The organism is Vibrio sp. 10N.222.49.A3, from assembly GCF_041475145.1.
Taxonomy (GTDB): Bacteria; Pseudomonadota; Gammaproteobacteria; order Enterobacterales; family Vibrionaceae; genus Vibrio; species Vibrio tasmaniensis_A.
This window is the reverse complement of record NZ_JBFRVM010000080.1, coordinates 16,064-37,587: the sequence shown is the minus strand read 5'-3', so window position 1 is coordinate 37,587 and position 21,524 is coordinate 16,064. Positions and strand designations below refer to the sequence as shown.

The 21,524-nt window shown below is 44.8% G+C and carries 18 protein-coding genes; 14 read left to right on the top strand and 4 right to left on the bottom strand.

The genetic code is table 11. The annotated features are described in order from the left end of the window. The first annotated feature begins 33 nt into the window (after positions 1-33). The 12 genes from relA (at position 34) to rpoS (ending at position 12,976) form a co-directional block, all read left to right on the top strand. Positions 34-2,259: a GTP diphosphokinase gene (relA, locus tag AB4589_RS15290; RefSeq protein WP_009847647.1), complete on the top strand. Its 2,226-nt coding sequence runs from the start codon at positions 34-36 to the stop codon at positions 2,257-2,259. 329 nt (positions 2,260-2,588) lie between these two features. Beyond that, complete coding sequence (mazG, locus tag AB4589_RS15285) at positions 2,589-3,404, top strand: nucleoside triphosphate pyrophosphohydrolase (protein WP_029223072.1); 816 nt, start codon at positions 2,589-2,591, stop codon at positions 3,402-3,404. Between the two features lie 132 nt (positions 3,405-3,536). Further along, positions 3,537-5,177 (top strand): CTP synthase, encoded by a 1,641-nt coding sequence (locus AB4589_RS15280; RefSeq protein ID WP_012604779.1) that lies wholly within the window; start codon positions 3,537-3,539, stop codon positions 5,175-5,177. 81 nt (positions 5,178-5,258) lie between these two features. After that, entirely contained in the window at positions 5,259-6,557 is a 1,299-nt protein-coding gene (eno, locus tag AB4589_RS15275) for a phosphopyruvate hydratase (protein ID WP_372101002.1), read from the top strand. A gap of 409 nt (positions 6,558-6,966) precedes the next feature. Beyond that, a complete protein-coding gene (gene ftsB, locus AB4589_RS15270) occupies positions 6,967-7,248 on the top strand; it encodes a cell division protein FtsB (RefSeq protein WP_372101000.1) in 282 nt (93 codons plus the stop codon). Further along, positions 7,248-7,949 carry a 2-C-methyl-D-erythritol 4-phosphate cytidylyltransferase gene (gene ispD / locus AB4589_RS15265; RefSeq protein WP_009847642.1) on the top strand — a complete coding sequence of 234 codons (702 nt, stop codon included), beginning with the start codon at positions 7,248-7,250 and terminating at the stop codon, positions 7,947-7,949. The genes ftsB and ispD overlap by 1 nt, the downstream gene beginning before the upstream one ends. Before the next feature lie 2 nt (positions 7,950-7,951). Next, a complete protein-coding gene (gene ispF, locus AB4589_RS15260; protein ID WP_029223073.1) occupies positions 7,952-8,431 on the top strand; it encodes a 2-C-methyl-D-erythritol 2,4-cyclodiphosphate synthase in 480 nt (159 codons plus the stop codon). 22 nt (positions 8,432-8,453) lie between these two features. Next, complete coding sequence (truD, locus tag AB4589_RS15255) at positions 8,454-9,500, top strand: tRNA pseudouridine(13) synthase TruD (RefSeq protein ID WP_372100998.1); 1,047 nt, start codon at positions 8,454-8,456, stop codon at positions 9,498-9,500. Between the two features lie 76 nt (positions 9,501-9,576). Next, positions 9,577-10,320, top strand: coding sequence for a 5'/3'-nucleotidase SurE (surE, locus tag AB4589_RS15250; RefSeq protein WP_372100996.1), 744 nt, complete (start codon positions 9,577-9,579; stop codon positions 10,318-10,320). Continuing rightward, positions 10,321-10,947, top strand: a complete 627-nt coding sequence (locus AB4589_RS15245) for a protein-L-isoaspartate(D-aspartate) O-methyltransferase (protein ID WP_017100754.1) — start codon at positions 10,321-10,323, stop codon at positions 10,945-10,947. Positions 10,948-10,982: 35 nt separating this feature from the next. Then, complete coding sequence (gene nlpD, locus AB4589_RS15240; protein ID WP_372100993.1) at positions 10,983-11,897, top strand: murein hydrolase activator NlpD; 915 nt, start codon at positions 10,983-10,985, stop codon at positions 11,895-11,897. 98 nt (positions 11,898-11,995) lie between these two features. Beyond that, positions 11,996-12,976, top strand: a complete 981-nt coding sequence (gene rpoS / locus AB4589_RS15235) for an RNA polymerase sigma factor RpoS (RefSeq protein WP_009847636.1) — start codon at positions 11,996-11,998, stop codon at positions 12,974-12,976. Between the two features lie 143 nt (positions 12,977-13,119). Here the strand turns inward: rpoS and mutS are convergent, their stop codons facing one another. Next, entirely contained in the window at positions 13,120-15,681 is a 2,562-nt protein-coding gene (gene mutS, locus AB4589_RS15230) for a DNA mismatch repair protein MutS (RefSeq protein ID WP_371695215.1), read from the bottom strand. A gap of 124 nt (positions 15,682-15,805) precedes the next feature. Here mutS and AB4589_RS15225 point away from each other — a divergent pair, with 124 nt between their 5' ends. Both AB4589_RS15225 and recA read left to right on the top strand, forming a co-directional pair. After that, positions 15,806-16,300: a CinA family protein gene (locus AB4589_RS15225; protein WP_029225457.1), complete on the top strand. Its 495-nt coding sequence runs from the start codon at positions 15,806-15,808 to the stop codon at positions 16,298-16,300. A 139-nt stretch (positions 16,301-16,439) separates the two neighbouring features. After that, the gene (gene recA, locus AB4589_RS15220) at positions 16,440-17,480 is read left to right on the top strand and encodes a recombinase RecA (RefSeq protein WP_009847633.1); all 1,041 of its coding nucleotides are present in this window, start codon (positions 16,440-16,442) and stop codon (positions 17,478-17,480) included. Positions 17,481-17,780: 300 nt separating this feature from the next. Here recA and AB4589_RS15215 read toward each other — a convergent pair whose 3' ends face one another. Genes AB4589_RS15215 through AB4589_RS15205 form a run of 3 tightly spaced genes read right to left on the bottom strand, consistent with a single transcriptional unit; the run spans position 17,781 to position 21,519 of the window. Further along, on the bottom strand, positions 17,781-18,581 hold the full coding sequence (locus AB4589_RS15215) for a TrmB family transcriptional regulator (RefSeq protein ID WP_009847632.1): 801 nt from the start codon (positions 18,579-18,581) through the stop codon (positions 17,781-17,783). 54 nt (positions 18,582-18,635) lie between these two features. Next, entirely contained in the window at positions 18,636-19,697 is a 1,062-nt protein-coding gene (locus AB4589_RS15210; RefSeq protein ID WP_372100991.1) for an ROK family protein, read from the bottom strand. After that, positions 19,681-21,519, bottom strand: a complete 1,839-nt coding sequence (locus AB4589_RS15205; protein WP_017097676.1) for a glycoside hydrolase family 13 protein — start codon at positions 21,517-21,519, stop codon at positions 19,681-19,683. The genes AB4589_RS15210 and AB4589_RS15205 overlap by 17 nt, the downstream gene beginning before the upstream one ends. Positions 21,520-21,524: the final 5 nt, after the last annotated feature.

Sequence of the window (21,524 nt, the reverse complement as noted above, 5' to 3'; positions counted from 1 at the left end):
TTGGGTATAAAACATAATAACTAGGAAGGCATGATGGTTGCGGTACGAAGCGCACATTTAAACCCAAGCGAACAGTTTGAGCTAGAAAGTTGGATTGCGTCACTGAATCAAGACGTAAAAACCTCGAATAAACTGACCAAAGTTTATCGTCACTGTGAAGAGCTATTAAAAGATCACGAGCAAGCGTCGCTCCTGCTTTGGCGTGGGCGTGAGATGATCGAAATCTTGGTTACGTTGTCGATGGACCGTGCCACTTTAATTGCAGCGCAACTTTTCCCCGTTGTTTCAAGCGGCGTTTTTGGACGCGAAGCGTTTGAAGAAAGCTACGGTAAAGAAACCGTAAAGTTAATTGATGGCGTTGAAGAAATGGCAGCTTTGGGCCAGCTAAACGTTACCCTTGAAGGCAGTGCTGCCTCGGGACAAGTAGATAACGTTCGTCGAATGTTACTGGCCATGGTCGATGATTTCCGCTGCGTCGTCATCAAGCTAGCAGAACGAATTTGCAACCTCATCGAGGTAAAAAAGGCCCCTGATGCTGTTCGCCGTGCGGCAGCAAAAGAGTGTGCTAACATCTATGCGCCTCTTGCAAACCGTTTGGGCATTGGTCAGCTAAAGTGGGAAATTGAAGATTACGCTTTCCGCTATCAACAACCAGATACCTACAAGCAGATTGCCAAACAGCTGTCAGAGCGTCGTATCGTGCGCGAACAATACATCACTGACTTTGTTGATGACCTAACATCAGAAATGAACCGTTCAAGCATCAATGCTGAAGTCAGCGGTCGTCCCAAACACATCTACAGCATCTGGCGTAAAATGCAGAAAAAGGGCTTAGAGTTTGATGAGCTTTTTGACGTGCGTGCGGTACGTATTATTGCCGACCAACTGCAAGACTGTTATGCCGGTCTAGGTGTGGTTCACACCAAATATAAACATCTTCCAAGTGAATTTGATGACTATGTGGCGAATCCTAAGCCCAATGGTTACCAATCAATTCATACCGTAGTTCTTGGCCCTGAAGGCAAGACCATCGAAATTCAGATCCGTACCAAGCAAATGCACGAAGACTCTGAGTTAGGTGTGGCTGCGCACTGGAAGTATAAAGAAGGTGCTTCTAGCGGTGTACGCAGTGGCTACGATGAGAAAATCACGTGGTTGCGTAAGCTTATCGACTGGCAAGAAGAGATGTCAGATTCTGGCGAAATGCTGGATGAAGTACGTAGCCAAGTCTTTGATGACCGAGTCTATGCCTTTACACCACGCGGTGATGTGGTCGATTTACCAATGGGTGCAACGCCGTTGGATTTTGCTTACCACATTCACTCGATGGTTGGACACCGTTGTATCGGTGCCAAAGTCGCAGGTCGAATCGTTCCGTTTACTCATAAGTTGGCGATGGGCGATCAAGTTGAGATCATTACTCAAAAAGAACCGAATCCATCACGTGATTGGTTAAATCCGACCACAGGTTTTGTTCATTCAAGTCGAGCTCGAGCAAAAATTAACGCTTGGTTCCGCGCTCAGAGTCGTGAGAAAAACCTCGAAGCTGGACGAGACATCCTAGAAGTCGAGCTAGGCAGAGTCGGCGCAACACTGAAAGATGCTGAGCAATATGCGCTGAAACGATTCAACGTCAATACACCTGATGAATTGTATGCAGGTATTGGTAGCGGCGATTTGCGTATTAACCAAGTGGTTAATCACATCAATGCTCTGGTCAATAAGCCGACGGCTGAAGAAGAAGACAAGAAAGCACTCGAGAAGTTGCTTGAGTCTGACAATAAGCCAGCACATCAGAGCCGTCCGAAAAAGGATGCTGTCGTTGTTGAAGGTGTTGATAACCTAATGACCCACTTGGCTCGTTGTTGTCAGCCTATCCCAGGTGATGTGATCAAAGGTTACATTACTCAAGGGCGTGGTATCTCAGTACACCGCAGCGATTGTGAGCAGTTAAGTGAACTTAACCTACATGCCCCTGAACGTATCATCGATACGGTGTGGGGAGATGGTTTTGTAGGCTCGTATATCTTAACACTGCGTGTAGAGGCGCTAGAACGTACCGGCTTGTTGAAAGACATCACATCCCTGTTCTTGAACGAAAAAGTCAGTGTGACGACAATGAAGAGCCGTATTGACTATAAACGTCAGCTGTCGGTGATGGATTTCGATTTGGAAGTGACCAACATTGAAATTCTGAGTCGAGTGACGAGTCGAGTAGAACAAATCAAAGATGTCATGAGCGTAAAACGCCTCGGCTAACTTTCACGTTGCATTAGTCACTTTTACTGCGTTAACTGCGCTTTCTTGGTCCATCACATAGGCGAGCTATGCTCAGGAATCGCGAAAGCTTGTTGCCTTGTTAGAAGAGCCAATTACTTAGTAAAACAAAGATAGTTGTCATTCCCTACAGTGAGGGACGAACGTGATAGGGAATCTCTCTAAGCGATTTGAGATCCCCAACTCGCTCATTCTTCGCTCTTGAGGATGACTGAAAGAATAGAAAGGTGAGTGGTTTTGGCTGCTCACCTTTTTTAGTTTTAGTGAAGTTTTAAATTTAAAAATCAAAGACAGTGAATAGGAATAAAACGATGAATCACCCGATTGAACAACTTGAACAGATCATGACTAAGCTGCGCGATCCTGAAGGTGGCTGTCCTTGGGATTTGAAACAAAATTTTGAAACAATTGTCCCGCATACGATCGAAGAAACCTATGAAGTAGTGGACGCGATTCACAACAAAGATTGGCCGAACCTACAAGAAGAGCTGGGTGATTTGTTGTTTCAGGTGATTTTCTACAGCCAGCTCGCGAAAGAGCAGGGACTGTTTGAGTTCTCTGATGTGGTCGATGGCATCAATGAGAAGCTAACGCGCCGCCATCCGCATGTGTTTTCTGATACAGAGTTTGCCAGTGATGAAGAAATTAATGCCAACTGGGAAGCTGAAAAAGCCAAAGAGAAAGCACAGGCAGGCAAAACTCAAGAAAGTATTCTAGACTCAATACCAAACTCTCTACCTGCACTTTCGCGTGCTACAAAAATTCAAAAGCAAGTCGCGAAATTTGGCTTTGATTGGGACTCTATTGGCCCAGTCGCCGATAAGGTTTTAGAGGAAGTTGATGAGGTGCTAGAAGAAGCGCTTCAAGTAACACCAAACGAAGATTTAGTTGAAGAAGAACTGGGGGATTTGTTGTTTGCTACCGTCAATTTAGTGCGACATTTGGGTAAAAATCCAGAAACGGCTCTCAATAAAGCCAATCTGAAATTTTCACGCCGCTTTAAAGGTGTGGAACAAAAAGTTCGTCAGCAAGATAAAATTTTGACCGACTTTTCTCTACAACAGCTTGATTCCATATGGGATGAAGTCAAAGTGGCGGAGAAAAGATCATCAAAGCTTTTATCATGAATTGATTTGAAGCAAAAAATAAAAAATAGCAGTGTGATAGATTTCACGTTGTGGCGATAAGGGGCTTCTGGTATATTTTCATCCCGTCCAGAAGTAATCCATTTCCCTCATTCAACCAATTTCAGGTTAAACATGACGACAAATTACATTTTTGTTACTGGCGGGGTTGTATCCTCTCTAGGTAAAGGTATTGCAGCAGCATCTCTTGCGGCTATTTTAGAAGCTCGTGGTCTTAAAGTGACTATGATGAAGCTTGACCCTTACATCAACGTTGATCCAGGCACAATGAGCCCGACTCAACACGGTGAAGTGTTCGTTACGGAAGATGGCGCTGAAACTGACCTTGACCTTGGTCACTACGAGCGATTCATTCGCACCAAGATGACTAAGCGTAACAACTTCACTGCAGGTCGTGTTTACTCAGACGTACTCGCTAAAGAGCGTCGCGGTGATTACCTAGGTGCAACTATTCAGGTTATCCCGCACATCACTAACTCTATCAAAGAACGTGTAATTTCTGGCGCAGCTGGCCACGATATCGCGCTTGTTGAAGTTGGTGGTACGGTTGGTGATATCGAATCTCTACCATTCATGGAAGCGATTCGTCAGCTAGCAGTAGAGCTAGGCCGTGAACGCGCAATGTTCATGCACCTTACTCTAGTGCCATACCTAGCAGCTGCGGGCGAAGTGAAAACTAAGCCAACGCAACACTCTGTAAAAGAGCTGCTGTCTATTGGTATTCAGCCAGACATTCTAGTTTGTCGTTCAGACCGCAACATTCCTTCGAACGAGCGTAAGAAAATTGCTCTGTTCTGTAATGTGCAAGAAAATGCCGTTATTTCTATGCGCGATGTTGACTCTATCTACAAGATCCCTCAGCTTATTAAAGCTCAAGGCACTGATGAACTTGTATGTAAGCGTTTCGGCATCACAGCTCCAGAAGCCGACCTGTCTGAATGGGAACAAGTAATTTACGAAGAAGCTAACCCAACGGGTGAAGTGACGATTGGTATGGTTGGTAAGTACATTGAACTACCAGACGCATACAAATCAGTAAATGAAGCGCTAAAACACGCGGGCTTGAAAAATCGCCTAAGCGTTAATATTAAATACGTAGATTCACAAGACGTTGAGTCTCGTGGCGTAGAAGTTTTAGAAGGCCTAGATGCAATCCTAGTTCCTGGTGGCTTTGGTGATCGTGGTGTTGAAGGTAAGATTCTTGCTGCTCAATACGCTCGTGAAAACAAAGTACCTTACTTAGGTATCTGTCTAGGTATGCAAGTAGCACTTATCGAGTACGCTCGTAACGTTGCGAAAATGGAAGGGGCACACTCTTCTGAATTCTGTACTGAAACTAAGTACCCAGTTGTTGGTCTTATCACTGAGTGGACTGATGGCGAAGGTAAAGTTGAAGAGCGTACAGAAACATCTGACCTTGGCGGCACAATGCGTCTTGGTTCACAGCTTTGTCACCTAGCGAAAGGGACAAAAGCTTACGAATTATACGGTAGCGCGACGATCCATGAACGTCATCGTCACCGTTACGAAGTGAACAACAATCTTCGTCCACAAATTGAAAAAGCGGGCCTAAAAGTATCGGGTCTATCTGCGGACAAGAAACTGGTTGAAGTTATCGAGAACCCGAACCATCCATGGTTCGTTGCTGCTCAATTCCACCCAGAGTTCACTTCAACACCTCGCGATGGTCACCCATTGTTTGCAGGTTTCGTTAAAGCAGCTGGCGAGTTCCAGCGCGGCGAATTAGAGAAGTAAAAAGGAATACAGGTAGCTGCGTAAGTTGTGCTGCTACCTTTAAATTTGACATTTATATATTCAACGAGAAGGAAACATTCAATGTCTAAGATCGTTAAAGTTCTAGGTCGTGAAATCATCGATTCACGTGGTAACCCAACTGTAGAAGCTGAAGTACACCTAGAAGGCGGTTTCGTAGGTATGGCTGCTGCTCCATCTGGCGCATCTACTGGTTCACGCGAAGCTCTTGAGCTACGTGACGGCGACAAATCACGTTTCCTAGGTAAAGGTGTTCTTAAAGCTATTGAAGCTGTAAACGGCCCAATCGCTGAAGCTCTAGTAGGTTCTGACGCTAAAGCACAAGCTGACGTTGACCAAATCATGCTTGACCTAGACGGTACTGAAAACAAGTCTAAGTTCGGTGCGAACGCTATCCTAGCTGTATCTCTAGCTAACGCAAAAGCTGCTGCTGCTGCGAAAGGCATGCCTCTTTACGAGCACATTGCTGAGCTAAACGGTACTGCTGGTCAATTCTCTATGCCTCTACCAATGATGAACATCATCAACGGTGGTGAGCACGCAGATAACAACGTTGACATCCAAGAGTTCATGATCCAACCAGTTGGCGCTAAGACTCTTAAAGAAGGTCTACGTATCGGCGCTGAAGTATTCCACAACCTAGCTAAAGTTCTTAAGTCTAAAGGCTACAGCACTGCAGTTGGTGATGAAGGTGGTTTCGCTCCTAACCTTAAGTCTAACGCTGAAGCTCTAGAAGTTATCGCAGAAGCTGTTGCAGCTGCTGGTTACGAACTAGGTAAAGACGTTACTCTTGCTATGGACTGTGCAGCATCTGAGTTCTTCGACAAAGAAGCTGGTATCTACAACATGAAGGGCGAAGGTAAAACTTTCACTTCTGTAGAGTTCAACCACTACCTAGCTCAGCTAGCGAACAACTTCCCAATCGTTTCTATCGAAGATGGTCTTGACGAGTCTGATTGGGATGGCTTCAAGCACCAAACTGAACTTCTAGGCGACAAGCTTCAAATCGTTGGTGACGATCTGTTCGTTACAAACACGAAGATTCTTGCTGAAGGTATCGAGAAAGGCGTAGCTAACTCTATCCTTATCAAGTTCAACCAAATCGGTTCTCTAACAGAGACTCTAGCTGCTATCAAGATGGCTAAAGACGCTGGCTACACTGCAGTAATCTCTCACCGTTCTGGCGAAACTGAAGATGCAACTATCGCTGATCTAGCGGTAGGTACAGCTGCAGGTCAAATCAAAACTGGTTCTATGAGCCGTTCTGACCGTGTTGCTAAGTACAACCAACTTATCCGTATCGAAGAAGCTCTAGGTTCTAAAGCTCCTTACAACGGTCTTAAAGAAGTTAAAGGTCAATAATTCGTCCTATTTGGCACTGTAGCTGCGTTAACTGCAGAAGATTCACTAAGTCACATAGGAAACTATGCTCCATAGCTGAATCTTCTTTGTTGCCTTGCTACAGCACCAACTAGTTAGAATTATGCACTAATGCTTTTAAATGCCTCGCTTATGCGGGGCATTTTTTTGTCTGCAAAAAGGTGAAGAAAAGAAGCTCTAGGTTATATAGCTTTCTTTTTGATACCGAAAGTTCGTCATTCCCTAGACTGACGAAGGAAGGAGTAGGGAATCTCATTGTTACCATATCTATCCCGACAATAATTCTCCGACTTATTGATTCCCTAACACCACATATCTCGCACCAATAAGCTCATTATGGTATATATGTGCCTTATTCTAGTTCCTTCTTTTTCAACCGGCGAAAGGTGTTATGCGAATTTTTGCTTTAGTACTGCTCATAGTGTTTGGCTGGCTACAACACACACTGTGGCTCGGTAAAAATGGTATTTCTGATTACTACGGTGTGAACAACGAAATCCAAGTTCAACAGCAAGTAAACGAAAAGCTCCATCTTCGTAACGCAGAGATGTTTGCGGAAATCGATGATCTACGCCAAGGCTTAGACGCGATAGAAGAGCGCGCACGTCATGAGCTTGGAATGGTAAAAGAAGGCGAAACGTTTTTCCGCATCATTGGTGAGGAATCCGATTAATGTCGACTCAACTTCAAAGTGTGATTGCCGTTGTACCTGCCGCGGGCGTCGGTAGCCGAATGAAAGCAGACCGCCCTAAGCAATATCTTAAGATTAACGGCAAAACGATTTTAGAGCACACCATTGAGAAATTACTGTCTCATCCACAAGTCTCTCAAATTGTCGTTGCGATCAGCGATGATGACCCCTATTACCCGGAGTTAGCACTCAACCAGAATCCAAAAGTGGTCAGAGTGTCTGGCGGAAGCGAACGAGCGGATTCGGTACTCTCTGCGCTAAACTGTATCGCTGAGCAGCAGCTTAGCGATTGGGTAATGGTTCACGATGCGGCAAGGCCTTGTGTCCAACTCAGTGATATCGACAAGCTAATTTCCGGCGCGATGAGCCATGATGTAGGGGCTATTTTAGCGGCGCCAGTTCGTGACACGATGAAGCGAGGTGCCCAAGGGCAGATCGAACATACCGTTGAGCGAGCCGATCTATGGCATGCACTTACGCCGCAAATGTTCAGAGCAAAGCCTCTGTGGAATGCATTAAGCGAGGCGTTGCAACAAGGCGTTTCGATTACCGATGAAGCCTCAGCCTTTGAATGGAAAGGTTTATCGCCCGCTTTAGTGGCAGGGCGTTCAGATAATTTTAAGATTACTCAGCCTGAAGATTTAGCACTTGCTGAGTTCTATTTAAGTCAGAATAAGGAATAATGATGATTCGTATTGGCCATGGCTTTGATGTACATAAGTTTGGTGGTGAAGGTCCGGTAATTATAGGTGGCGTTAGAGTCCCTTATGAGCAGGGTCTTATCGCACACTCAGATGGTGATGTTGCCCTTCATGCGTTGTGTGACGCTTTATTAGGTGCGATTGCTGCCGGCGATATTGGTCGTCATTTCCCTGATACGGATGATGAGTGGAAAGGCGCGGATAGCCGTGAACTTCTAAAAGATGTTTATCGTCGAGTAAAAGAACAAGGCTACGTGATTGGTAATGCCGATATTACTATCATGGCGCAAGCTCCAAAGATGGCGCCTCATATAGACTCTATGTGCCACGCTATCGCACAAGATTTAGAAACCAGCATTAGCAATGTGAATGTAAAAGCGACGACCACTGAGCGTTTAGGTTTTACAGGTCGCAAAGAGGGCATCGCATGTGAAGCGGTGGTCCTAATTACTAAAAGTGCGTAAGCACCAACACGAAAAGAACAGCATGTCAGATATTTTATCTTCATTGGCTTATCTAAACGGTAAACCAACTGCGAAAGCAAAACTAAAAGCAAAAGCCGAACACTTTGTCGTTAATGAAGACTTAGGTTTTGAGTTCACTGGTGAAGGCGAACACCTTATGGTTCGTATTCGTAAAACGGGTGAGAACACGAGCTTTGTAGCAAACGAGCTGGCTAAAGCGTGTGGTGTTAAGTCGAAAGACGTGAGTTGGGCTGGTTTGAAAGACCGTCATGCTGTGACAGAACAGTGGTTGAGCGTGCATCTACCAAAAGGTGAACCTGACTTTTCTGCTTTTCTTGCACAATACCCAAGCATTGAGATCTTGGCGACAGCACGCCACAACAAAAAGTTACGTCCAGGCGATTTAGTTGGCAACCAATTCGAGCTAACTTTGTCTGAAGTAACGGACTGCGATGATGTAGTCAAACGTTTGGAAAAAGTCGCTCAAGTGGGCGTGCCAAATTACTTTGGTGCTCAGAGGTTTGGCAATGAAGGTAACAACTTATCTGAAGCTCGTCGTTGGGGGCGTGAAAACGTTCGTACGCGTAATCAAAATAAGCGCAGCTTGTACCTCTCTGCAGCTCGTTCTTGGATCTACAATTTAATTCTTTCTGACCGTATTGAGCACGATGCGTTTGCTTCGGCATTGGTCGGCGATATTGTTGTTAAAAACGATGCTCAACTTGCTGTGACAGCCGCTAATATCGAAGCTGTAAACCAAGATATCGCCAATGGTTCTGCGTTTATTACCGTTGCTTTAGCTGGAGATAATGCGTTACCGACGACGGATGCGTCTCAAGCTCTAGAGCAGAAACACCTTGATGCTGAACCGGATCTAATGGCGCTTATTTGTGGCAACCGTATGCGCCATGATCGCCGTGAAGCTTCGTTGAAGCCGATGGGTTTAGCGTGGGAAGTGAACGAAGACAATGTCACTCTTAAGTTCTCTCTCGATGCAGGTTGTTTCGCAACCGCTATTGTTCGTGAATTGGTTGAAGAAGTTCATGTAGAGAGAAGCTACGAGCAATAACGATTCTGCTTGGAGCGAAGTCACTTGATATCGGAAATTAAGTGACTTGGCATTGGAACAAAAGAAAGGATACAAGATGAAGATTTTACTCAGCAACGATGATGGTGTGCACGCTCAAGGTATTCATGAGCTGGCCAATGAATTACGTGATCTTGCTGAAATTATCATTGTTGCACCTGACCGTAATCGCTCGGGCGCTTCAAATTCATTAACTTTAGAACAGCCTTTACGTGTTCAAGAAATTACCGAAAATACATATTCGGTACAAGGAACACCGACCGACTGTGTACATTTCGCATTGAACGAACTCCTAAAGAGTGACATGCCTGATCTGGTTTTAACGGGTATTAATCACGGAGCTAACCTTGGTGATGACGTGCTTTATTCAGGTACAGTCGCAGCAGCAATGGAAGGCCACTTTCTAGGTGTTCAATCGGTGGCATTTTCTCTGGTTGGAAAACAACATTTTAAGACAGCAGCAGCGGTTGCTCGCCGTATTGTCGAACAACATTTAGCAAACCCAATCCCGACCAATCGCCTGTTAAACGTGAACGTCCCTGATTTAGCATTAGATCAACTATCGGGTACTCAGGTGACACGTCTAGGTGCTCGTCACCATGCTGAAGATATGATTAAGCAGAAAGACCCACGTGGTCATGATATCTATTGGCTTGGCCCTCCTGGTAAGGAGCAAGATGCTGGTGAGGGTACTGATTTTTACGCCATTGAACATGGTTTTGTGTCGGTAACACCACTACAAGTTGATCTGACGGCACATGAGTCGTTGGGTGCGATGACTACATGGTTAGGGGATAAATAAGTGAGTAATCCACAAGCTGAGCGCTTAGTTACTTTTCTGATAGAAAATGGTATTCGGGATCAAAAGGTTCTTGATGCTATTTACTTACTACCGAGAGAGAGCTTTTTATCACAGGCTATGCATCACCAAGCCTATGATAATAATGCGCTGCCGATCGGGCAGGGGCAGACAATTTCTCAGCCTTATATTGTTGCTAAAATGACCGAGTTACTTGAGTTACAACAAGACAGCCGCGTTTTGGAGATCGGAACGGGTTCTGGTTATCAAACGGCTGTTTTGGCTCAGTTGGTTGATCACGTGTATTCGGTTGAAAGAATAAAGTCGCTACAATGGGATGCTAAGCGTAGGTTGAAGCAACTCGATTTCTACAATATCTCAACCAAGCACGGTGATGGTTGGCAAGGTTGGTCTTCTAAGGCGCCTTTTGATGCGATTATTGTCACCGCTGCTGCAGAGTCGATCCCTCAAGCGCTTTTGCAGCAGTTGAAAGATGGAGGCCGCTTATTAATTCCGGTCGGGGATGACGAACAACAACTGTTGAAGATTGTTCGCCACGGTGATGAGTTTTTATCGAGTGTTATCGAGATGGTGCGATTTGTACCTCTTGTACCTGGTGAGTTAGCTTAATAAAATTATTGATGGTGTAGGTGGATAGAAAGTCGATGCGTTCGAAGGTTTTTAAAGGAAGTTCTCTACTGCTTAGCTGTGCACTTGTTGGGTGTGCGGCGAATTCGCCTGCGCCAGTTTCAAGCTTAAACAAGAATTACTCATCGATTGATCGTGGTAGTTATCGTGGTAGTTACTATGAAGTGAAAAAAGGCGATACCCTTTATTTTATTGCTTACGTAACAAATAAAGATGTTAAAGAGCTTATTCGTTATAACAATCTGTCTGCACCTTATACCATCCATCCCGGACAGAGCCTTAAGTTATGGCGTCCTAGCTACAACGCTCCAGCGTATGGTAAATCAACGGTAGCGGTTGCAGCCGTCGCTGCGCCTGTTGCCGCATCCACAACTTTGTTGGCCTCAAGCAAACCTAAAACAATATCTCAAAAGAGTAAAAGCTCTAAACCTGCGCCCGCTCAAACAACCACCAAAGTGGCGAAAAAAGATCCACAAAAGAAGGTTGTACAATCCAAATCAAAGGAGTATGTTGGTTCTAAAGGTAAACAGAATGTTACACCGCCAACAAAACCAACGAGTAACAAAGTATCCAAATGGTTATGGCCAACGAAAGGGAGAGTAATTAAGAATTTCTCTGTAGGCGAACAAGGAAATAAAGGCATAGACATAGCAGGACAGCGAGGTCAGCCAATAGTATCTACTGCAGGGGGAACGGTTGTTTATTCGGGTAATGCATTACGAGGCTACGGCAATCTAGTGATTGTGAAGCACAATGATAATTACTTAAGTGCATACGCGCATAACGACCGACTATTAGTATCTGAAGGGCAAAGTGTGAAACCAGGGCAGAAGATTGCAACAATGGGAAGCTCTGGAGCCAGCAGTGTCAGGCTGCACTTTGAGATTCGTTACCAAGGTAAATCAGTTAATCCAAAACGGTATTTACCTTAAATACAATATGCAAAAATTACGTATTGTATGGAGTGACATAGTCATTTAGCGACATATGAAGTTGTAATGTCATGCTAATTTCGCCAGGGGGAGGCGTTATGAGTATAAGCAATGCAGTAACCAAAGAAGAGTTCGATCTTAACCAAGCAACCACGGAACAGGAAGCTCTTGGAAAAGCAAAACGAACAGTCACTAAGAAAACCGAAGCGAAAGAAGAGACTGAAGTTACGTCTAAAAGCTTAGATGCGACTCAACTCTACTTAGGCGAAATCGGTTTCTCACCACTATTAACCGCTGAAGAAGAAGTGCTTTATGCACGTCGAGCTCTACGCGGTGATGAAGCAGCACGCAAACGCATGATCGAAAGTAACCTGCGTTTGGTGGTAAAAATTTCTCGTCGTTATAGCAACCGTGGTCTTGCACTTCTCGATCTTATTGAAGAAGGCAACCTAGGTTTGATTCGCGCCGTAGAGAAATTTGATCCAGAGCGTGGCTTCCGCTTCTCAACTTACGCAACATGGTGGATTCGTCAAACCATTGAACGCGCGCTAATGAATCAGACTCGCACTATCCGTTTGCCAATTCATGTTGTGAAAGAGCTGAATATCTACCTGCGTACGGCACGAGAGCTATCACAAAAACTTGACCATGAACCAACGGCAGAAGAAATTGCTTCTAAGCTAGACAAACCTGTTGGTGATGTGAGCAAGATGCTTCGTCTAAACGAAAGAGTGAGCTCCGTTGATACACCTATCGGTGGTGATGGTGAGAAAGCGCTACTGGATATTATTCCGGACATCAATAACTCAGATCCTGAGGTTTCAACTCAAGATAGCGATATTAAGAACTCGTTGATTTTCTGGCTTGATGAGCTGAATCCTAAGCAGAAAGAAGTGCTTGCACGTCGATTTGGACTATTAGGTTATGAACCGTCAACATTAGAAGAAGTAGGCCGTGAAATCAGCCTGACTCGTGAACGTGTTCGTCAAATCCAAGTTGAAGGCCTGCGTCGTCTACGTGAGATTCTTATCAAGCAAGGTCTGAATATGGAAAACCTGTTCAACGTAGAAAACGACTAATTGAACGGATGATGCTGCTTCTCTAAATAGAAGGCAAATAAAAACGCTGACTTAAAGTCAGCGTTTTTTTTGTTTGTGGCTTTGGTATTTCATGCCGTCTAATCAAAATCACGGACGGCAATAACAAGCTACTTGATAAGAAACTAAAGCAGCTTCTTCAAGCGGTAGAGTTCTTCCAATGCTTGGCGAGGTGTCAGATCATCAGGATCAACATTCGCAAGTGCTTGTTCTACTTCACTTGGTTCAGGTATCAGGCTCAGTTGGTTCGCGATATCAACGCCACTTGGCTTTGATGTCGGAGAGTCGATACTCAATGCTTCTAGCTGAGTCAGCTTCGCACGTGCGTTTTTGATCACTGCTTTAGGCACGCCAGCCAATCCTGCAACCGCAAGGCCGTAAGATTTACTTGCGGCACCTTCTTGAACTGCGTGCATAAAGGCAATGCTGTCGCCATGTTCAACCGCATCTAAGTGTACGTTCGCTAAGGTTGGTATTTGGTTTGGTAGCTCAGTTAGCTCAAAGTAGTGCGTTGCAAATAGTGTCATCGCATTGATTTGATTGGCTAGCCATTCCGCACTTGCCCAAGCCAGAGACAGACCATCGTAAGTACTGGTACCACGACCGATTTCATCCATTAACACAAGGCTATTTGGTGTCGCGTTGTGCAGAATGTTTGCGGTTTCTGTCATCTCAACCATGAAGGTTGAACGACCCGAAGCCAAATCATCGGATGCGCCAATACGAGTGAAGATACGGTCGATAGAACCAATCGTCGCGCTTTCTGCTGGAACATAACAACCAATATGAGCCATCAGCGCAATGAGTGCGGTCTGACGCATGTAGGTCGACTTACCACCCATGTTTGGACCTGTGATGATCAGCATCTTACGTTGTTCATTGAGGTCGATAGGGTTAGCAATAAACGGTTCGTCCATTACTTGTTCAACAACGGGGTGACGACCCGCCTGAATTTGTACGCCAGCAGACTCTGTCATGGTTGGACGACAGTAATCAAGGGTGTCTGCGCGTTCAGCTAAGTTTTGTAGAACATCCAGTTGAGACACTGAAGAAGCAATGTTTTGTAGTCGCTCTAGATAAGGCAGTAACAAATCAAACAACTCATCCCACAACTTCTTCTCGATAGCTAGGGCTTTCGATTTAGAGCTAAGCACTTTGTCTTCGTGCTCTTTTAGCTCAGGAATGATGTAACGCTCTGCATTTTTCAGCGTTTGACGGCGAACATAGTGTGGTGGCACAAGGTGGCTTTGTCCGCGGCTTACTTGAATGAAGAAACCGTGTACGTTGTTGTAGCCCACTTTAAGTGTATCGATACCATGACGTTCGCGCTCTTCTTGCTCAAGTTTATCAAGAAATTCGGTTGCGCCAGCTGCAAGGTCGCGCCATTCGTCTAACTCGGCATTGTAGCCTTCTGCAATTACACCACCGTCACGGATAACCACGGGAGGGTTTTCTTTGATCGCTCGCTCAAGTAGTTCAGAAACCTCATCCACAGGCGAGGCATATTGAGCAAGTTGAGTTAGGTATGGGTGCTTTAATTGCGTCAGTGTTTCTGCAAGTTCTGGCAAATATTCCATCGCTTGGCGAAGTCGTGCCATATCACGAGGACGAGCTGAGCGAAGTGCTAGTCGAGCAAGAATACGTTCGATATCCCCGATCTGTTTCAAGGTTGGCTGTAGCTCTGTAAAGAGAGCCAAATCTTTCATTTCACCAATAGCATCTAGGCGCTGATCGAGTGCAGAGATATTGCGCATTGGTTGATGTAACCAGCGCTTAAGCATACGGCTACCCATAGCCGTCGCGGTGTGATCAAGTACTTCGGCAAGGGTGTTATCAGTACCACCACCAAGATTTTGCGTGATCTCCAAATTACGACGAGTCGCTGCATCGAGGATCACCGAGTGATCTTGCTTATCCATCGTCAGTGAACGGATATGTGGAAGGGCAGTACGTTGGGTATCTTTCACGTATTGGATCAAACAACCAGCCGCACATAAGCCTAGTTTCGCGCCTTCTACGCCAAAGCCAACCAGATCGCGAGTACCAAACTGCTTATTCAATTGCTGCTTCGCGGTATCTAATTCAAATTCCCATACCGGGCGGCGGCGATTGCCATTACGGCTTGCCATTAGATTTACAGGTTCGAAATCTTCAGGGAACAGTAGCTCACGAGGTGAGGTTCTCTGCAGTTCTGCCGCCATTGCTTCTTCGGTTTCTGGTTCGCAAAGTTGGAATCTACCAGAGGTAATATCCAGTGTCGCGTAACCAAACTTACCGTTGTGATGGTAGATGGCTGCAATCAGGTTATCAATGCGCTCAGAAAGCAAAGCCTCATCGGTCACGGTTCCGGGTGTAACGATACGCACGACAGCACGCTCAACAGGGCCTTTTGAAGTTGCTGGATTACCAATCTGTTCACAAATTGCTACGGATTCACCAAGTTGCACTAACTTTGCAAGGTACCCTTCAACGGCATGGTAAGGAACACCTGCCATAGGAATCGGCTCACCATTTGAAGAGCCACGCTTGGTCAGTGAAATATCGAGGAGTTGAGAGGCTTTTTTAGCATCATCATAGAAAAGCTCGTAGAAATCGCCCATGCGGTAGAACAGCAGAATTTCTGGATTTTCTGCTTTTAGCTTTAGGTACTGCTGCATCATGGGAGTATGTTTTTGATCGGCTTTCACAGTTAACTTCTTTCGTTTATTTCTATTGCGGCTTAGGATACGTGAAAGCGTTTCGTGCGAAAAGCGACACATGCGAAAAGATGCGAATCCGAATGATATGACAGTAGATAAAGGGAAGTTGATGATGCAGATGACTCAAGATCTTAGTGAACAGCTTGGATACTTACTCGCTAAACATAAACACGTTTTAGTGACGGCTGAATCTTGTACTGGCGGTGGGGTTGCTAGCGCGGTGACGGATATCGCAGGGAGCTCTGGTTGGTTTGATCGTGCATTTGTTACTTATAGCAATGAAGCGAAGCAAGAGATGATCGGCGTACAGCTTAAAACCTTAGTTGAGTTCGGTGCGGTGAGTGAGCCTGTCGTAATAGAAATGGCGAGCGGGGCATTGCAACATTCAAATGGGACTATCTCTGTATCGATCAGTGGTATTGCTGGCCCAGGTGGCGCGACCGAAGATAAGCCTGTTGGAACGGTATGTTTCGCTTGGAAAGCACTAAACGGTTGGGATAAAGTAGAAACGCATGTATTTACAGGCGATAGATCACAAGTACGCCAACAAGCCACGCACCATGCCCTACAAGTTATTTATGATTACCTATCAATGGAAGGTAAGTAACATTTGTACAAATTATTTTCATACAGGTATAGACACTGTATGAATCAACAGTATAATAAAAGCCAATTAGTCACCCCTATGTGGGTTAGAAATAGATTCTAGATCGCTTGTTAAGACAACCGATTATGTGGAGATAGAGATGGACGAGAATAAACAAAAAGCGTTAGCCGCAGCCCTTGGTCAGATTGAAAAGCAATTTGGTAAAGGTTCTATCATGCGTCTTGGTGATAACCGCACAATGGACGTAGAAACTATTTCTACAGGTTCTCTATCTCTAGATATCGCACTAGGTGCTGGTGGCCTACCGATGGGACGTATCGTAGAAGTTTACGGTCCAGAATCATCAGGTAAAACAACGCTAACGCTTGAGCTTATTGCTGCAGCACAGAAAGTGGGCAAAACGTGTGCATTCGTCGATGCCGAGCACGCACTAGACCCTATCTACGCTCAAAAGTTGGGTGTTGATATCGACGCTTTGCTTGTGTCTCAACCAGATACAGGCGAACAAGCTCTAGAAATTTGTGATGCACTGGCTCGTTCAGGTGCTATCGATGTTCTTGTTATTGACTCAGTAGCAGCACTAACACCTAAAGCAGAAATCGAAGGCGAAATGGGCGATAGCCATATGGGTCTTCAAGCACGTATGCTTTCTCAAGCAATGCGTAAGCTAACAGGTAACCTTAAGCAGTCTAACTGTATGGCTATCTTCATTAACCAAATTCGTATGAAAATTGGTGTGATGTTTGGTAACCCTGAAACAACAACAGGTGGTAACGCACTTAAGTTCTACGCATCTGTTCGTCTTGATATTCGCCGTACTGGCGCGATTAAAGATGGTGATGAAGTTGTTGGTAACGAAACTCGTATCAAGGTTGTTAAGAACAAGATTGCTGCACCATTCAAACAAGCTGAAACTCAAATCCTTTACGGCAAGGGCTTCAACCGCGAAGGTGAGCTTATCGACTTAGGTGTTAAGAATAAGCTAGTAGAAAAAGCAGGCGCTTGGTACAGCTACAAAGGCGACAAGATCGGCCAAGGTAAAGCTAACGCTGGTAAATACCTGCGTGAAAACCCAGAAGTTGCTCTAGAAATTGATACTAAACTTCGTGAGTTACTGCTAACTCCTGCTGTGCTTGAAGAGAAAGGTGCAGAGAAGGAAGAAGAAAACGAAGAGCTATAAGCTAACGTTTTGTTAAGTCACCTTCATAAGAAAGCATGACTTTGAAAGATTTTAAAGCCTCGAATTTTCGAGGCTTTATTGTTTCAGTCGTAAAAATATAAGGTATTTGATTGTTTAGAGGAAAGTGACGGTAGGTTGGTTGCTCTAGATTACTTACAGTCATGCACTCATAGGTCTATTCTTTATCAAATAATCAAAGAAACCCTTTGGGTTAAATCGATTACCGTCAAAAGTTCTTGCCCCTAAAGGCCTATTACTAGACCTTTGTTCGTATCTTATTATTGAATTCGATCTGCTGAGTTAGTGCTTCTTAAGCTCGTCGAGTACCATAGCATTGTGCTGTTCGTGAATCGTATTTACTCTGACGTGTTGGTGCTGATTAGGAGCCAGGCGCTCGTATTCTGTTAGGTAAATATCGCTGTGAATATGCTCTGCTATCATTTTTACAATTAAGCGATTATTGGCATACAAACCTAAGGTTTCTTCACGGTGTGAGAACATGAGGGCGAGCTTCATATCGGCTACACACATAAAGCGGTGTGAAGGGTATTCGGTTTCTTCATTTTCAGAACGCGAATGTAATTCTATCTTTTCATGTGGGCTCGCCATTTTGTTGAATGAAAAGCCAATCACTCGAACTCCACGTTCCACGGCGTCGCATAATTCTTTGCCAAACAATTCAAGGTTAAAATCGGTATTCAGGTAAATTTCTAGATTTGCCTGATTAATGATTTCCTTGGCCTTTTGAAGTAAGTTGTCGAACCCCGATACGTTGTAAACAAACTCTTTTTCCTCTTTCAGCATCATCTTAGATAATTCTGATTTAAGGAAATTAATATTGGTGACGGTCTTTTTTTCTATCTGGCTGAAAATCAAGTCTGGTGATTTAGCTTCGTACTCTTTAGTGTCGCCATCAGACATGAAAATGTAGCCATTGGCGTAAAGGTTATCGATAGACGAGTAAACAGAAGAGCGGGAGATAGAGATCTCTTTCGCGATTTTATATCCGCTGGATTGGCCATTTTTGAGTAAATTAATATAAACAAGCGCATCGGTTTTGGTAAACCCAAAATCCATTAATTTGGTGACTAGCTCTGACACGGGTTGTCCTCTGAAACTATTCAATATCTTCTCCTTCTAAGGTTACCATTCTTGTCACGACGAGCGTAAATGATTGTTGTGATTTTTTTCAGCGATGAGAAACGCTCCGCGAGCAAAGGTGAATTCATCTTGTTTTGGGTGAATAATCACTGGAATTTCATTAACGTGAATGTAGCGAGACAATGCGACTTTTAAATCTGCCGTTAATGTAGGATAGGTCGTTGCTTCGCCTGATAATACGAGTCGTGTGGGCTGTAATTGCTGAATGGGATTAACTAAACTGCGCGCCAATTGGTCGATATAAGTACGATAGATGCGCGATGCATGCGGTTCACTTTGGTCTACGCCTGAAAAAATTTGCGTTAAAGTTTGGTCTTTTAGCACGACTTGATGATATTGCCGCTCAATACTTGGTGCGGATAAAAACTGTTCAATGCACGCCTCGTTTCCACAGCGACATATAGGAGTTAAGCCATCAACGAGCCATTGAAAATTTGGTAACGTTGAATGTGCCCAATGTGAGCTTAATGGGTGGTGCACTTGCTCGTTATTTTGATAAAAACTTATGCCACAACCATCGCCCAAAAATACGCTGAGTATGGCCTCTTTGTGTAAATCTCTAGCCCTCTTATTTAGACTTGAACCTGCCGAGAGTGGTTGTTCAATTGAGTCTGCGTTCGTCATTGCGTTACTAATAGCGTCGCACGCAATGGCCGCACTGTGTGAATGCATCACAAGCGAGCAGTCGACCTTGAAATGCTGATTTAGGTTTCGTGTTAATTGGGTGATTTCTGGCGAGTGAGTAGGACTTGATTTTGCAAGTTTATGTGCGGATTGGCGATGAGATAACAAAAACTCAGATACACTTATGCCTATCGCGGCGATACGTCCATAGCGGTAGCTGACGCTTGATATTCGGCTTATCAAATGCTGAGTCAAGTGGGCAAGGTCGCCAGGAGTGCGCTGCACCATTCTATACACCTCTTGTCCGTTAGAAGTGCTGGCGACCGAGTAAATAGAGTGGGAATCAATCGCGATTCCCATCACTATATTTGGTTCTGCTTTAATGAGCATGATTTGATTAACGAAACACTTGGATTTAGTTCGCTTGCTCAATCACGTAGCCATAAGCGCTAATGGTCAGTGATTTTCCATCGAGCATGATCTGTTTATCTTTATCGCTGTTGTTTAGAACAAACATTAAATTGCCACGGCGGTAAGCGATACAATCTTTGTCTGCCGTCCCTTTTTCATCCTCCACGTTTAACCAGTCAATGCTAGGCTGATTAAAATCGGGATTAGCTTTGCGCAAAGCGATCATTTCTTGAATGAAGTTTTTGAATTCTAAGTCTTGCTCTGATTCTTCCCAGATCATGCATTTTCGGTTGTCTTCGCTGCCCATGCCACGGCCGCCATCCATACCAATCTCGCCACCATAATAAATGCATGGAGCTCCGACTTGAGTGAACATAAATAAATAGGCCAATTTAGCTTTACGTTTGTCGCCCTGACATAAGGAGATAATGCGAGTGGTGTCATGGCTATCTAATAAGTTAAACATCGCTTCGTTTACGTTACGTGGGTATGCCATGTACGACGCGTTCACTGCATTTACAAAGCTCTCTTTATCAACGTCGCCAAGACCAAAGTAGTCGGTAATGGCTTGTGTCAGAGGGTAATTCATCAACGAATCGTATTGGTCGCCGCGTAGCCAAGGCATACCTTCGTGCCAAATCTCACCAAGAATGTAGCAGTCTGGGTTGGCATCTTTTACGACTTTACGGAAGTCACGCCAAAACGCGTGGTCCACTTCGTTGGCTACGTCTAAACGCCATCCATCAATGTTGAACTCTTCTACCCAGTGGCGCGCTACGTCTAATAAGTATGCGCGACACTCTTCATTTTCAGTATTCAGCTTTGGCATTTCGACGACGTTGGCGAAAGTTTCGTAGTTTAAGTTCCAAAAATCCCAGTCTTCTTTTGGTGTATCTGGGTATACAGGGAATTGATTGATCCAAAACCAGTCGGCGTATTTGGACTTTGCCCCGTTATTCACAACGTCTAGCCATAGTGGTGATTGAGACCCAATGTGGTTGAACACCGCGTCGAGCATAATTTTCATGCCGCGTTTATGGGCTTCATCGACGAGTGCTTTAAAAGCTTCATTACCGCCAAAGTGCGGGTCTACATTGTAGTAGTCGACAGTGTCGTATTTATGGTTGGCGTTGGCTGTGAAAATAGGGCACAAATACAAACCATTCACGCCAAGATCTTGCAGGTAATCGAGCTTATCGATCACGCCCCATAAATCGCCACCCATAAAGTTGTCGGATACAGGTCTGGTTCCCCAAGGTTGCACGTTGGCAGGTGATGTTTCAGGGCGACCATTAGCAAAGCGCTCTGGGAATATTTGGTACCAAATGGTGTCTTTTATCCACGTCGGTGTCTTTAAAACGTCACGAGGGTTTATGTAAGGAAAACAGAAGAAATTACTTAAGTTGCTCAGCTCGATTTCTGCGTTTTCAGTCGTTGAAATGTCGGCGCAGCGTTTTTCTCCAAATAGAATCTTTTCGCCGCCTTTTCCGTACAAAATAAAGCCATAGCGGCTACGACGTTTCGGTGGAGTAAACTCTGCAAACCAGTGGTCGTGGTACTCGGTTTCCCCTTCATGAATCATGGTCACTTCATTGCCACCCACCCAACCGTGTGCATCACTGCCACCTAGGTTGCCACCATCGAGGCCACCTTCTGCCCAGTGGTACGGGTCGCCTATCCAAAGTGAAACCTTGTCTAGTTCGCCTTTTGCACAGCGTAAGCGAAGGTGAAGCGTTTCATTGTTGTAAGCGTAGCTGTCTGCACTTTTTGCTGAGTGAGTCAGCGAGCTTTTTGTAATCGGTTTGTTGATAACTGAATTTGTAATAGCCATAGCGGAAATCATCCCTA